Origin of the sequence: Pseudomonas sp. GX19020 (genome assembly GCF_023371075.1) — a bacterium.
GTDB lineage: Bacteria > Pseudomonadota > Alphaproteobacteria > Rhodobacterales > Rhodobacteraceae > Pseudogemmobacter.
Genome location: NZ_JAMCCR010000001.1, coordinates 898,069 through 911,984, shown reverse-complemented (window position 1 = coordinate 911,984; position 13,916 = coordinate 898,069). Strand labels below are relative to the sequence as shown.

17 protein-coding genes are annotated in these 13,916 nt (G+C 62.0%); 12 read left to right on the top strand and 5 right to left on the bottom strand.

From position 1 onward, the window contains the following. Positions 1-56: 56 nt before the first annotated feature. The gene (locus M3484_RS04490) at positions 57-890 is read right to left on the bottom strand and encodes a cupin domain-containing protein (protein ID WP_249495889.1); all 834 of its coding nucleotides are present in this window, start codon (positions 888-890) and stop codon (positions 57-59) included. Positions 891-1,250: 360 nt separating this feature from the next. On the opposite strand from M3484_RS04490, the gene M3484_RS04485 reads away from it, so the two are divergent. The 3 genes from M3484_RS04485 to M3484_RS04475 all read left to right on the top strand — a co-directional run bounded on the left by M3484_RS04485 (position 1,251) and on the right by M3484_RS04475 (position 2,687). Then, on the top strand, positions 1,251-1,457 hold the full coding sequence (locus M3484_RS04485; protein ID WP_249495888.1) for a cold-shock protein: 207 nt from the start codon (positions 1,251-1,253) through the stop codon (positions 1,455-1,457). 31 nt (positions 1,458-1,488) lie between these two features. After that, positions 1,489-1,845, top strand: a complete 357-nt coding sequence (locus M3484_RS04480; protein ID WP_249495887.1) for a DUF982 domain-containing protein — start codon at positions 1,489-1,491, stop codon at positions 1,843-1,845. A gap of 455 nt (positions 1,846-2,300) precedes the next feature. Beyond that, entirely contained in the window at positions 2,301-2,687 is a 387-nt protein-coding gene (locus M3484_RS04475) for a DUF6481 family protein (RefSeq protein ID WP_249495886.1), read from the top strand. Between the two features lie 47 nt (positions 2,688-2,734). Here M3484_RS04475 and M3484_RS04470 read toward each other — a convergent pair whose 3' ends face one another. Together M3484_RS04470 and M3484_RS04465 are read right to left on the bottom strand one after the other, a co-directional pair. Beyond that, positions 2,735-3,469 carry a YoaK family protein gene (locus M3484_RS04470; RefSeq protein WP_249495885.1) on the bottom strand — a complete coding sequence of 245 codons (735 nt, stop codon included), beginning with the start codon at positions 3,467-3,469 and terminating at the stop codon, positions 2,735-2,737. A gap of 208 nt (positions 3,470-3,677) precedes the next feature. Next, entirely contained in the window at positions 3,678-4,433 is a 756-nt protein-coding gene (locus tag M3484_RS04465) for an SDR family NAD(P)-dependent oxidoreductase (protein WP_249495884.1), read from the bottom strand. Positions 4,434-4,602: 169 nt separating this feature from the next. On the opposite strand from M3484_RS04465, the gene M3484_RS04460 reads away from it, so the two are divergent. From M3484_RS04460 to M3484_RS04425, 8 genes are all read left to right on the top strand, one after another. Then, on the top strand, positions 4,603-5,481 hold the full coding sequence (locus M3484_RS04460) for an AraC family transcriptional regulator N-terminal domain-containing protein (RefSeq protein ID WP_249495883.1): 879 nt from the start codon (positions 4,603-4,605) through the stop codon (positions 5,479-5,481). Between the two features lie 105 nt (positions 5,482-5,586). Beyond that, positions 5,587-5,826, top strand: coding sequence for a hypothetical protein (locus M3484_RS04455; protein WP_249495882.1), 240 nt, complete (start codon positions 5,587-5,589; stop codon positions 5,824-5,826). Then, positions 5,792-6,577 (top strand): hypothetical protein, encoded by a 786-nt coding sequence (locus tag M3484_RS04450; RefSeq protein WP_249495881.1) that lies wholly within the window; start codon positions 5,792-5,794, stop codon positions 6,575-6,577. The genes M3484_RS04455 and M3484_RS04450 overlap by 35 nt, the downstream gene beginning before the upstream one ends. A gap of 100 nt (positions 6,578-6,677) precedes the next feature. After that, positions 6,678-7,031, top strand: coding sequence for a hypothetical protein (locus tag M3484_RS04445; RefSeq protein ID WP_249495880.1), 354 nt, complete (start codon positions 6,678-6,680; stop codon positions 7,029-7,031). A gap of 179 nt (positions 7,032-7,210) precedes the next feature. Then, a complete protein-coding gene (locus M3484_RS04440; protein WP_249495879.1) occupies positions 7,211-7,774 on the top strand; it encodes a helix-turn-helix transcriptional regulator in 564 nt (187 codons plus the stop codon). Positions 7,775-7,778: 4 nt separating this feature from the next. Beyond that, complete coding sequence (locus M3484_RS04435) at positions 7,779-8,297, top strand: GNAT family N-acetyltransferase (RefSeq protein ID WP_249495878.1); 519 nt, start codon at positions 7,779-7,781, stop codon at positions 8,295-8,297. A 114-nt stretch (positions 8,298-8,411) separates the two neighbouring features. Next, positions 8,412-9,191, top strand: a complete 780-nt coding sequence (locus tag M3484_RS04430; protein WP_249495877.1) for an alpha/beta fold hydrolase — start codon at positions 8,412-8,414, stop codon at positions 9,189-9,191. 399 nt (positions 9,192-9,590) lie between these two features. After that, a complete protein-coding gene (locus tag M3484_RS04425; RefSeq protein ID WP_249495876.1) occupies positions 9,591-10,085 on the top strand; it encodes a GNAT family N-acetyltransferase in 495 nt (164 codons plus the stop codon). A gap of 17 nt (positions 10,086-10,102) precedes the next feature. Here M3484_RS04425 and M3484_RS04420 read toward each other — a convergent pair whose 3' ends face one another. After that, complete coding sequence (locus tag M3484_RS04420) at positions 10,103-10,894, bottom strand: YggS family pyridoxal phosphate-dependent enzyme (protein ID WP_249495875.1); 792 nt, start codon at positions 10,892-10,894, stop codon at positions 10,103-10,105. 88 nt (positions 10,895-10,982) lie between these two features. Then, positions 10,983-12,491, bottom strand: coding sequence for a MocR-like pyridoxine biosynthesis transcription factor PdxR (gene pdxR, locus M3484_RS04415; protein WP_249495874.1), 1,509 nt, complete (start codon positions 12,489-12,491; stop codon positions 10,983-10,985). 212 nt (positions 12,492-12,703) lie between these two features. Here pdxR and M3484_RS04410 point away from each other — a divergent pair, with 212 nt between their 5' ends. Continuing rightward, a complete protein-coding gene (locus M3484_RS04410; protein WP_249495873.1) occupies positions 12,704-13,891 on the top strand; it encodes a benzoate/H(+) symporter BenE family transporter in 1,188 nt (395 codons plus the stop codon). Positions 13,892-13,916 lie beyond the last annotated feature (25 nt).

Below are 13,916 nucleotides of genomic sequence, written 5' to 3'. Positions count from 1 at the left end.
GTGAGTTGGTGGATGCCGGAACGAGGGCAGTTGCACTCGCTCCGACTGTGGTCGTCTTATTGCCGCGCCCGCCAGATGCCGTCACTGCCGGGAGCGGGTTCGCATCGTTCTGCTACGATCAGAACTGTCGGCTCAATCGCACGCGTTGCAAGCGGTCCATGGAACTGCCAGCACTGGCCCGCCTCGAACGGGCGGTTGCCGAAGGTACCACTGCCGTTAACGACTGCAACGCAGGCCAGCGGATCCATCAGCATGACGCGTTGTTCGGGTGCGAGCATCTCATGGGCGATCCGGAAAGGGATGGCTTCGCCCGGCAGCGGCGCAATGGGCTGTGGATCACAGATCGCCTGGTCGCAGGCGCTGAGGAACTGAGCGGGGTCGCTGGGCTCGGGAACGAGCGGTGTATGATGACCTTCCGCGACCTCAACGATGGTCAGGCCGGGTCCTGCAGCGTGAAGCGTTCCGGCTTCAATGAGGAACATGTCACCGATGGCGGGTTCAATCCGGCGCAGCAACTCCGGCAACCGGCCGTTCAATGCGGCGCTCCTGATCTGTTCGGCGGATGCGGGACGCCTGAGACCGAGCTGCAGCCATGAGCCGGGCTCTGCTTCGGCAATGTACCACCATTTGTGATTACGCCCGGGTCCCGACTGCGGATGCAGGCGGGGGCTCTCCGATTGGCTCGTCCTGAGCCAGCGAAGGGTGAGCCCGGCTTCTGCTGCGTCAAAGGCCGTCTCTCGCGAAACTGGCGAGGGGGAAGGAGCAGAGCCTTGATCAGGTCTGGTCCATGGCTTGGTCTGCTCCCTTGGTGCTATCGGGGCTGCCCGGAAGGGCAGGGCAGGGGTGTGGGGTTCGAAAGTGTTGCGGTTCTTCTGTGTCTCGATCAGCATCGGCCCGGTTTCCCAAACGGATGTTGGTGGGATGGTTGGTGAAGCATATGTAATCGTGAGCCAAAATGCTCATGATCGCGGTTGAGATGGGGTGGCCCGCTTCATTTTCAAGGGTGATGGCGCGGGCAAGGGAGAGCGTCGCCTGCGCCGGGAACTGAAGAATTGTTTGCAGCGATAACAGGGGCTAACCACCCCGCAGACGCAGTTTCGGAATCCTTTCATAGCAATCAGGGCGGTCTTGCCCTATATGTAAGGGGCATCTTCTGTTTTTCGGACCTGTCCCTTTCGGCTCAGCTTTGGATTTTCAGCTTTGCCGGGCCATCACATATTGTGGGTGGCACCAATGAAAGGAACATCACGATGGCCAATGGCACCGTGAAATGGTTCAACTCCACCAAGGGCTTCGGATTTATCGCTCCCGAGGGTGGCTCCAAGGACGTTTTCGTCCATGTCTCCGCGCTTGAGCGCGCCGGAATTCATGGGCTGAATGATGGTCAGGCTGTCTCGTTCGATGTCGAGCGCGACCGCAATGGCCGTGAATCCGCGATGAACCTCGTTCTGGCCTGATTTTCAGGCTTGAGCACTGAAATCGGGATCGATGCAATATCGGACCCGGTTTCCCCGAAATGGCGGGGCTGCATCTTGCACGCGCCATTCGCTTTCCAGGAAAGAAGTCTTTTTGATAGAAATCAACTGGGGGAAACCCCTGTCTTTTGTCATGTCGCCTGATGGCGATGTGCAGAAATTCAGCACAATCGAGCAAGTCAAATACTGGCTGGTGAGGAAATGGCCGATTGCGGATGACGCGCATGCCATTGCACTTCAACAAGTCAACGCGGCGATGGACTGCATCATTCCGGTAGGCATTGCCCGCCGTGCCTTCGCGGCTGCGGCGAAATCCGCAGGGTTCGTTCCGGAGAGCCTTGTCGCCTATCCGATGCGTAAGGCCGCCTGAGCCTTTCTGAATGCGACTGCCAGGGATCGCCTTGATCCGGCTGAGCGCGGATTGACGTCGCTATATAGACAGCGGTCCTTGCCTGACGACACATACGATCTTTCAGGCATCGCTCCTCAAGTGATCTGCGGGCAGGTCTTGTTTTATCACCCGGATTTCTTTTCGCCGAAATCGGCCCGCAGAGCGGCCGTGAAATGAAGGAGATACCTCTATGCCTGGCACCATGAGCAGAGCACGTCAGACCGCGGAGGCTGCGTTCGACAAGACCCAGTCGCAATTCCTGTCAAGAACCCGCGCCCTCGATGAGCAGAATACCGAAGCGGCTGAACGTGCAGAGAAAACCCGGCGTTTGAGGGCAGCGCGTCTCGAAAGCGAACAGGTTACAAAATAGCTGCAACGCCGCTCGCAATCAGCAAGCGGCCCAGGCCGCTCTACTCTGAAAGGTAAGAGAAACAGTGAGAACCAAAGAATTTTCCGATCGGCGCGGCAATGCCACCAGTGCACGACTTTCGATGATCGAGAGCTTCAAGGCGGCACAGGCGGCGGCAGCACCGGGTCTCGCGGCGCGGAGCGCGGAGCGCGTGGAAATCGCGCGGGCGCGTGAAGCGCGCCGTGCTACGCGAGATGCTGAGAGATTGGCCGAGGAACATCGCGTCGCGGCGCAAGCGGCCGCGCTTGCCGAAGAGCAACTTCAGCTGGAAGCTGCGGAGATCGCAACGCGCGACGCGCGGCAATCTGCGCAGGACAAACGTATCGCTCTCGTCCTGTCAGATGAGGCTGCCCGCAAAGCCGCCCGCGATCAGCGATATGCCAAACGCAAGGCTGCACAGCAGGCTGCCTGATGCGCAGCCTTGATGCACGGCCGATGGCGGCATGATGGCCACCGTCGCTATCGCAGCCGCAATCCCGGCCCGGCCAGGCCGAGCAATGTGAGCCCAAGCGGCAAGGCAAACCAGAAGCCGATCTGGCCAAAGCCAACCGCCCCGATAACACCTCCGACCAGGAAGGATGCGACCAGTGTCAGCAGGATGCGCAGCTTGCTCTTGTCCGGCCCTATGCCACTGGCGCGCGCGCTCAGCGCAACGGCGGCCCGGCCAAGCTCGATCCCGATATCGGTGACCATGCCGGTCGCATGGGTCGTTCGGATCCGCGCTCCCGAGATCTTGGTGATGGTCGCATTCTGCATGCCCATGATGAAGCACAGGCAGCACAGGGCAAAGAGACGGCCCAACTCACTGGTGAAGATGCCGCCGGTCGCGAAGAACAGCAGGAAGACACCCTGCAATGCGATCGGCAGCGCGTATTGGCGCCGCGCGCTGTGCAGGCGTTCCCAGTTGATCACAAAGGTGCTGAAGCCTGCGCCGGTGATGAAGGCACCAAGGGCCAGCACCGCGATCAGCGACACCCATAGATTGCCAAGCACCAGATTGTCGGCCAGCTGCGACAGATAGCCCGTCATATGCGAGGTATACTGGCCGAGCGCGAAGAACCCGCCGGCATTGGCCGCACCGGCCACCGCCGCGAGGATCGTCGCAAGCGACAGGTCGCTGCCACGCGATCTGCGGTGCCCGACAAGTACACGGGCGGAGGTGATCGGTCGGGTGATATGTCTGCGTTGGGCCAAGGGCTCGAGCCTGTCAATCGGATGATCAAATGCGGGCTCGGCGCAGCCGATCCATTCCCGCATGTATCACGGTGAGCCTTTGGTTTACCGTCCGCAACCTCAATGCAGCAGGTTTCGAGGTGTGGCGGGCCGTTCTTCAGCCCGTAAAGAAAGATCGAATATCTCCCTGCCGATGCTTCTTGCATCGGCAGGGGTGGTGTTGGCGACTTCAGATAGCCTGGCCGCCGGACACCTCGATCCGCTGTGCATTGACCCAACGGTTGTCGTCGGAGAGCAGGCTCGCCACCATCGGACCGATATCGTCGGGCAACCCGACCCGGCCAAGTGCCGTCAGCCCGGCATATTGCGTATTCAAATCCGGGTTGTCGCGGACCACACCGCCGCCGAAATCGGTCTCAATGGCACCGGGGGCGACCGTATTGACCGCGATGCCACGCGCTCCAAGCTCTTTGGCCATATAGCGCGTCAGCACTTCGATCGCCCCTTTGGCGGCGGCATAGGCCGAAAAGCCCGGTGCCGAGAACCGCGTCAGTCCGGTTGAGAAGTTCACGATGCGCCCTCCATCAGCGATCAGCGGCAGCAGCGCTTGGGTCAGGAAATAGACCCCTTTCACATGCACATCGAAGATCCCGTCGAATTGCGCCTCCGTGGTCTCAGCGAATGGGGTGAACTCGCCATGGCCGGCATTGTTCACCAGGTGGTCAAAGCTCTCGCGGCCCCAGGCGTCGCGCAAGGCGCCGCGCAGGGTGTCGGCAAAAGCTACGAAGCTGTCGTGCTGCGCGACATCAAGTTGCACTGCGACCGCTTTGCGACCCAGTGCCTTGATCTCGGACACGACCTCAGCGGCCTGGGTGGCATTGCCGCGATAGGCGACGATGACATCGCCGCCATGGCGGGCGATGGACAGGGCGGTGTTGCGGCCAAGGCCACGGTTGGCGCCGGTCACCAATGCGATCTTGCTCATCTCATATTCCTTCTTCTGAGTGGATGAGGGGAAAATGGGGGGAAGTAGCCCCGAGGGGTTGCCAGATCCTCGCCAATTCTTGCCTGTTCCTTCAAAATCGGGCAGGGGGCCTTGCGTAATGGAGCCAGTTTGTTGCCTGATAGGCCAGACCACAGGACCGGAGCCGCCCGTGACCCGCAGCCTTCTTGATCTTGCCCGCAGCCATGCTGACGCGCATGCAGGCCCTTTCGGCTATGCGCCGACACCGTTTCGTGGTCTCGGTGTGGTGCGCCAGCTGCGGCCGGGGGAGTTGCAGGTGCAGGTGCAAAAGCCGCTGATCGCGATGTGCCTGCAGGGGCGCAAGCGGGTAACGATGGCGGGGCGTGACTTTGATTATGGCCCTGGAGAGGCACTGCTGATCACCGCCGATGTGCCGACGACCAGCCGGATCCTCGAGGCCTGCCCCGCCGCGCCCTATTACGCGGTCGCGCTGGAACTCGACCCTGCACTTTTGCGCAGCCTCGCAGCGGAGGTTGATCTGGCGGCGGCCAGCCCGGGGCCGGTCAGGATTGAGGCCGCCGACCCGGATGTGATGGACGCGGCAAGGCGGCTGTTGCGGATTCTGGGCCAGCCCGGCGCGCAGGCGGTTCTTGGTGATGCGCTGTTGCGCGAGATGCATTACTGGCTGCTGACTGGACGCCATGGTTCCGCGATCCGCAACCTTGGACTGGCCGACAGCCATGCCTCCCGCATTGCGCGTGCCGTTGCGGTGATCCGCAAGGACTATGCCCGCGCCCTGCGCATCGGGGAACTGGCCGATTTGGCGGGGATGAGCGAATCCTCCTTCCACCAGCATTTCCGGGCGGTCACCACGCTCTCGCCGCTGCAGTTCCAGAAGCAGTTGCGGCTGGTCGAGGCACGCCGCCAGATGCTGGCCGACGGGGCTGCGATCGGCCACGCCGCCCATGCGGTGGGTTATGAGAGCGTGCCGCAATTCACGCGCGACTATGCGCGGATGTACGGAGCTCCTCCCGGCCGCGATATGCGCGAGGCACGGCTCATTGCTTGACCTGCGATCCTCTCGCGCCAGGGGGGCGCACAGCGCAGCCGGAATTCCCCGGGCTGCGGCACCCGTTCCTTCTGGACAGCCCGCCCCGAACTTCGGGAAATTCCAATGCGATACAGTGATGGCCGCGAGGTGCGCCCGGGGGATCGGGTGCTATGGGGTGGCAGAGAAGGGAAGGTTGTCCTCTCGGTCGAGACCGGTGAGGCGGTCGAGGGGTTTTCTTTGCAGGACTGGGCCGGTCTGATCGAAGAGGGCGTCCTCATTTCGATAAGCGGGCTGGGGCTTGTCCATTGTTTCGGGCAGGATGATGATCTTGTCCTGTTACATGCGGGTGAACCTGAGGTTTGAAAGCGTGGCGATGATGCTGAAACAATCCTTTCTGGCTGCTGTGCTTGCCCTGCCTGTCGCGACATCGCCTGCGATGGCCACGCCTCCCGACATGGTCGAGGTGCGGGACGTGTTTTTCGGGGCAGGGTTGGACGAGGTATTTGTGTTGCGCAGCGTCGCGGACAATTTTGGCTCTCACGTAAGCTCTGTTTCGACCGTCTTTCTGGTCGCAATTGACACCACTTCAGGAGAGGAGACCCTGTGGCCTGTCCACAGATCACGCCTCCAGCCGGATGAATCTCCGGATTCTGGTAGCAAGGTGCTGGAAATACTGACCGATCCTTTGGCAGGCGCACGCAATCCTTTCGATATTCTGACGGAAAGACAGGCTATGCCGTCCGGCGCATCTGCCTTCTATGCCAGTCCCTGGTCCCGGCCGCTTGACCTGTCCGGGCAAGGGACCGGTTTGGAGGACACTTCCGGGAACTTCTATTTCCTCGGGTCCGACCAACTCTTCGCCGGCCTCGGTGCCGCCATGGACCGGTTGGTCGGGGAGATGGAGCCTTATGGTCGGCCGGGTGTCCTCGGGATAGGTGATCTGCTTGGCGACCCGGGCTTCTCTGGGCAGGACTGTATCGCCGAAGACCCCATGCTGATCCGGTTTCCCGCAGATGCTTCTCCGGTTGCGCTGATGCGCGTCACCTGTGGCGATCTTGAGGACGGAATGCGGGTCTCATTGCTGCGGGTGCTGCCAATGGTCGGGCAACCTTGAGTGGTCTGGGGTGTCGACGATCTCCCCTTGCGCGCCATTGCGCCAAGTTCTGTGGATCTGCGCGTGACATGGCGACGGCCACCGGATTGGGAACTTTGCCATGAATGCGCACCTCCCCCATATCGCCATCGTGCTGGACGACAGCGAGATCGCCGCTCGCGTGTTGATTGGGCTGCAGAGGCTGACGGCCGACAGCCTGACCGCACTCAAACGCGCCGTCGCAAGTCGCCAACCCCTTATCTGCGCGGAGATGTTCAGCAACAGCTGGTATGATGGCGGGATGGGCACCCTTCGGAAAGTGTTGCGTTTCCTGGGCGACCAAGGGCTTGCCTTCAGGATCTATGAACTTGCTGAGGGCGAGGCCTATGGCAGTGCCGAGTTGGGGCTTCGTGAAATAACGCTCGAGATCCTCGAAAACATCCTGGTTGAATCAGAGCGAACCCAGGAAACCTGAAAGGTTGCGTCAACTCGCGCATGTCGGGAACTCCAAGGTGGGGAGATAGCGCAACGCGCGGCCCCACTGGGCTGCCGCGGCTGACCAGTTTCAGCGCCCCCGACGGGATCAGGCTGTCAACGCGACGTCCGGCATGGAGACGTTGACATCGTGATGCTGACGTGTCTCTAAATATCCAAATGGACACTATTGTAAACAGCGCTGAAACCCGGATTGCCCGATCCCTGCTTCAGGAACGGGAAGCGCGCAACTGGTCTTTGGCCGAGCTTGCTGATCGCGCGGGCGTGTCCAAAGCCGCAATCAGCAAGATCGAACGGGGGTTGGTCAGCCCCACCGCCGGGGTTCTCATCCGTCTGGCTATGGCTTTCGATCTTACGTTGGCAGGGCTGCTTCTGAAGGCAGAGAGCCGATCATGGGTACAACGCAACAGCGATGCTCCCGTCTGGACCGATCCGCAGACAGGGTATTCGCGCAAGCAGATCTACTGCCATCCCGAGCACCCCATTGAGATCGTCGAGGTCACGCTGCCCAAAGGTCAGTCGGTTTCAATGCCTGCTGAGTCCTATCTGCGGATACGGCAGGTTGTGACTGTGCGGGAGGGCTGGCTTCGGTTGACGGAAGGATTGCATCAACACGACCTCACCACCGGGGACAGCATAGGGTTTGGGCCTCCAGCCGAGGTGAAATTCTCCAACCCCGGAGAGGTTCCCTGCCTCTATACGGTTCACCTCTCAAGGTCATGAACACATGCGCGATCTGAAAATTTGCCCTGTTTCGGCCGATCATCTGGATCAGCTGGCTGACCTCCTGTCCGAAACGGTGGCATCGGGTGGATCGGTCAGCTTTTTGCATCCGCTCGGCCTTGATCGCGCAAAAGCTTTCTGGGCGGGCGCCTTGTCGGATATGGCAGCCGGTGACCGGGTTGTGCTCGGTGCGTTTGAGGGCGAAGTGCTGGCTGCGACAGTTACTCTTGTCCTCGGCTTTCCTGACAACCAGCCGCACCGGGCCGAGATCGCAAAAATGATGACAGCGGTCCGGTATCGGGGGCGTGGCATCGCACGAGAGCTGATGCATGCGGCCGAGGCGCTGGCGCTGAAGCATGGGAAATCGCTGTTGGTGCTTGATACTGCGGCGGAGGGTGGCGCGGCGGGCCTCTACGCAAAGCTTGGTTACACTGAGGCCGGGATCATCCCGGATTTTGCTCTGAAACCCCATGGCGGGCTGTCGCCGACAATCCTGTTCTGGAAAAGAATCGGCGGCTCGTGAACACCCAACGTCGCCCCTTGGCCACATGTGACGCCAAGCGCATGTCTCTAGGCAGGGGCGGTTGGCCCTTCCAACTGGCGATTGCCCTTTGCCTCTATTCAGAAAGAAAGCCCTATGTTTGACAGTGGAAAGATCGTAACCGCAGGGGATGCCGCCCTGTTCGTGGCAGAAGCAGGGAAGGCAGATGGGGTCCCGATTATCCTGCTGCATGGTGGGCTGGGGTGTCGGAACGACTTTCTTCCGCTGGCAAAACATCTGGCGGCCGAGTTCCGGCTTCTCGCCATTGACAGCCGAGGGCATGGCCGCTCGCCCCTGGGGAAGGGGCCCCTCAGCTATCACAGACTGGAACAGGATACCGCCGGGGTGCTGGCCGAGCTGGGGTTGGCCAATGCCGGTATCATCGGCCACAGCGACGGGGGCATTGTTGCGCTTCGTCTCGCCGCATCCGGCATAGTTCAGCCGCGCTTCTTGGTGACGGTCGGTGCGCATTGGCATCTGTCTGCCGATGACCCGACGCGCGAAACCTATCAGGGTATCACCGTGGACGAGTGGCGAGGCATGTTTGCAGAGCAAGTCGAGGCCTATGAGGCCGAAAACACTGAGCCCAACTTCGGCAGATTGTTTGATGCGACCAAATCCATGTGGCTTGGCAGCGACGAGCACGCCTATCCAGGCGCATCGGTGCGGTCGATCAAAACTCCGCTTCTTGTTGTTCACGGAGATGAGGATTTTCTGGTTTCCCGTGCTCAGGCTTTCGAACTGGCTGAACAGGTGGAAGGCGCGCGTCTGCTGAATCTGCCCTTCGCCTCTCATACCCTGCTCGAGGACAGCCCAGAGGATGTCATTCCGGCGTTGAGGTCGTTTATCGCCAGTCAGTCGCAGCCAGACCAGTGACAATCCTTTGGCAGAGAGTGTGTTGCCCGCATCGGCGAATGGCGGATTTGCTGCGTGCGGCAACGCAGAGGCTTGGTCTGCTGCGGGTCTGAGTTCAGCTGATGTCGGTCGGAGGGATATAGCAATGCCGGCCGGGGACCTCGTGAGATAAGGCTCGAGATCCTCGAAAACATCCTGGTCGACCCAGTGCAAGACCGCGAACGTTGAATGGCGGCCTCGTCGTGATCCGAGGAATACACTGACGGCGCTCCACTGCCCCGGGGCTGCGGGATACTGCTCATCAGCACGCAGGATTGGTCCGCTTCACTTCTCCTAATTGGCCGGATCAGATCAGTCCGCTTTCTGGCATTCCTCTGACGGGTCGCGGCGCGAGTGCCGCCAACTTTCAGGAGACATGCATTGAACGATCCCATCTACGCCCCCGCTCCGGCTCCAGTCGAAAGCGCCCGGGTCGATATCGAAATCCGTAGCGTGGTGCTGGCGGATGCCGCGTCCTGGCGCGAACTCTACAAGGGCTATGCCGCTTTCTACAAAGTCCAGATGACGGAGGACATTCTCGACCGCACCTGGGCCTGGCTGCTTGATCATGCCCACCCGCTTGAAGGGCTGGTGGCCGTCGTTGCGGGCAAGCCGGTCGGCTTCGCGCATTTCTGGCCGCAGCCGCGCCCGCTCCTGGGCCGGGATGCGGGATTTCTCGATGATCTCTATGTCGATCCGTCACTGCGGGGGCGGGGTGTCGGTCGCCTGCTGATCGGGGCATTGAGTCAGATCGCCCACAACCGGGGCTGGCCGATGCTGTCCTGGGTGACAGCGCAGGACAATGCGACGGCGCGGCGGCTCTATGATGATGTGGCCAATGCCGCGAATTGGGTCACTTACGAGAAGCCGATCTGAGAGGGCGGCGGGCCGGGTCAGACATCGTCCAGCCCGGGCCAGAAGGCTCCCGCCGATTTTGGGCGGGGGCCGAAGATGGCCTGACCCACCCTGACCACATCGGCGCCTTCCTCGATGGCGATCTCGAAATCGCTGGTCATTCCCATCGAAAGCCGTGTGATCCCGGGGCAGCGCGCCTGTGCCGCGTCACGCAAGCCGCGCAGCAGCGCAAAGCAGCGCCGGACCCGGACCTGATCGGCACTGAGGATCGCGAGGGTCATCAGGCCCTGCGGTCTGAGGCGCGGGAAGTCTGTCAACTGGTCGATGAAGGCGGGCAATGCCTCCGGGGAAAGACCGTATTTGCTGTCCTCGCCAGAGGTATTGACCTGGATGAACACGTCGAGATCACGGCCCAGGGCCTCAAGCCTGCGGTGCAGTTCTGCCGCCAGCCGCAGACTGTCGAGGGCGTGGAGCTCTGACGCGAACCGCACCAGATACTTTACCTTGTTCGTCTGCAGATGCCCGATAATGCTCCAGCGGATCGGCAGATCGGCGAGGGCTGCCTGCTTGTCGCGCGCCTCCTGCAGCTTGTTCTCGCCGAAATCCCGGATCCCGGCGGCAAAGGCGTGGCGCAGAACGGGGGCGGGCACGGTCTTGGTCACCGGCAAGAGCCTTACCTCGCCGGGGGCGCGACCCGCGCGGGCGCAGGCGGCTGCGATCCTGTCCTGAACCAGCGCCAGGTTCTGCGCGAAACGCTGCGCCGGGGCGCTGCCGAAGCGGTCGATATCTGCATCCGAGAGCAGGTCTGCCGGAGAAGGAACAGGGGACATGGCCGAACTTTTCAGGATTGTGCTGCGCGAGGGTAATCGCAGATGGATCGCAGCGATCCGGCCATTTTCGCACCGATGACCAGACCATTCAGGGGCGGCGTGCCCCGCCAGCCAAATCGCTCAGCACAGTCGCGAGAATGCGAATGCCCTTTTCCAGTTCGGCTGGTGTAAAGGCGGCAAACCCCATCAGGAAGCCCGGCCGAGGCCGCGCGGTTGTATGCAGGGCCGAGAGACCGGTCAGGCCGAGCCCCGCCCGGGCTGCGGCGGCGATCACCCGGTCCTCGGGCAGATCGCAGGTCAGAAGGCAGGGCATTTGCAAGCCGCCGGTGGGAACCTGCGCTGCGACCAGCCCGCTCAGATGTGTCTCGATCAGCCGGGCAAGGATCCGCATCCGTTCGGCATAGATATTCCGCATCAGCCGGATATGCGCACTGAAATGCCCGCCTTCGATGAAGCGCGCCAGCACCAGTTGCGGGATCGAGGCGGGGTGGCCGTCTTGCTGGGTGCGCGCGATGGTGAAGGGGGCCACGAGGTCCGGCGGCAGGATCAGATAGCCGATCCTGAGGCCGGGAAAGAGCGATTTGGTGAAGGTTCCGATATAGATCGTGCGCTGATGCGGATCGAGACCCTGGACGCAGGCTGTGGGCCTTCCAGCATAATGGAACTCGCTGTCGTAATCATCCTCGATGATCCAGCCGCCGCGCCGTGTGGCCCAGTCGATCAGTGCAAGCCGCCGCTCAAGTGACAGCGTTGCCCCGGTCGGGAACTGGTGCGAGGGCGTGAGCGAAACCACCCGCGCCTTCTCCGGGCTGGCAAACATCTGACTGACGATCAGGCCTTCGCGATCAAGCGGGATTGGCACCGGCACCGCGCCTGCCGCCGCAAAGGCCTGACGCGCGCCGTGATAGCCGGGGTCTTCGACAAAGATCCGCTCGCCCGGGTCCAGCAGCAGATTTGCCGTCAGTGCCATCGCCTGTTGCGAGCTTGTCAGGATCAGCACGCGATCCGCCGTGACCCGCGCGCCGCGTTCGAGATTGACGTAATCGGCAATTGCCTGCCGCAACGGGGCGGCACCTTGCGGATCGGTCATCGACAGCGCAGCGGTGCCGTGGTCTTTCAGAACCTGACGCTCCAGCCGTTCCCAGATGCGGATCGGGAAGTTGCGGGTTTCGGGCAGGCCCTGCTGAAACAGCCGGACCGGGCCGCCCGCATGGGTGCCGCCCTGTGCGACCATCGCTGCGCCACGGGTGCTGAGGCCTGCTCTGATCACGCTGGTCTCTCGGGCTGGTGGGGGGCGTACCTTCGGAGCCACGGGCAGCAGATCGCTGATTGGGGCGACGAAGCTGCCGCTGCCGACCCGACGAATGACAAAGCCTTCGGCATGAAGTTGGCCATAGGCCGTCTCGACGGTATCGCGCGACACCCCCAGCGAGGTCGCAAGGCTGCGTGTGGCGGGCAGGGGCTTGCCCGCCGCCAGCGCCCCGTCGAGGATCAACTGCCGGATGGCGCGCTGGATGCGGCTGTGCAGTGGCAGTCCCGCGTAATCGGGGCGGATCAGCCAGGCTTTGACGGTTTCGAGCTGGGTATGGCGAAACAATTGGTCTGCCCTGATCTTATGCTGATGTGATCATTCCATACCGATTTTTTGGGCGCAGCCACAGGGCTGTCGAGGTGGTGTGATTTACTACCACGAAGAAACGGCGCGATCTTTCTGCCAATGGTCTGCCCGTTGGGCAAGAATTGGCGGGATCGGACCGCCCAATCTGCAGCTAGGCCCGGACAAACACTCTCCGAAGGACTGCCTGCATCATGACCACCCTGGCTTCACCCCGCTCCAAAGACCTGTTGCCCCCGGTGATGGCGGGGCTGATCTCGGTCATCGTGAACTATGGCGGCACCTTCGTTCTGGTCTTTCAGGCGGCGCAGCTTGCCGGTCTTGATGCAGCCCAGACCGCATCCTGGGTCTGGGCGGTCTCGGTCGGGGTTGGCATGAGTGGTCTCTTCCTCAGCTGGCGCTACCGGATGCCGATCATCACCGCATGGTCGACGCCGGGGGCGGCCTTTCTGGTCATGTCGCTCGGCGCCGTCAGCTACCCCGAGGCCATCGGTGCCTATATCCTCTCGGCGCTGGCCTTTGTCGTGCTTGGACTTTCGGGGTTTTTCGATCGGCTGATCCGCCTCATTCCGCCCGCCATCGCCGCCGCCCTTCTGGGCGGGATCCTGCTGCAATTCGGGATCGGTGCCTTTGGTGCCGCCAATGCCGATCCGGCCCTCGTGATCCTGCTGTTCGTCAGCTATCTTGTCGTGAAGCGGTTCACCGCGCGCTATGCGATCATCGGCATTCTGGTGATCGGGCTGGTCTGGCTGCTGGCGCGCGGCGAAGTTGATCTGTCGGGGGTGCGGCTGGAATTGGCTGTTCCGGTCTTTACGATGCCGGTGTTCACGCTGAATGCGGCGCTCAGCCTTGCGCTGCCGCTCTTCCTGATCACGCTTACGGGCCAGTACATGCCGGGCATGCTGGTTCTGCGCAATGAGGGCTACCGGGTCAGCGCCAATCCAATCGTGACGGTGACAGGCCTCGGCTCGGCTCTGATGGCACCGTTTGGCGCACATGCGTTCAATGTGGCGGCGATCACCGCAGCCATCGTGACAGGCCCCGAGGCGCATGAGGATCCGGCCAGACGCTGGATCGGGGGGATTGCTGCCGGGCTGTTCTATACGCTGATCGGAGTTTTCGGCGTCACGCTGGCAGCGGTATTCATGGCCTTTCCGGCTGGCTTCATCGCCACTCTGGCGGGGCTCGCCTTGCTGGGCACGATCGGGGGCAGTCTCGCAACAGCCATGTCCGAGCCGACCACCCGCGAACCGGCGTTGATCACCTTCCTTGCCTCCGCCGCGAATATTCAGCTCTTCGGGATTGGCGGGGCTTTCTGGGGGCTGATAATCGGACTTGTTGCCTGGGGCGTGTTGTCACTCCGGCGGCGCGGGAATGATTGAATGAACCGGGTCATAGCCGGGCCTG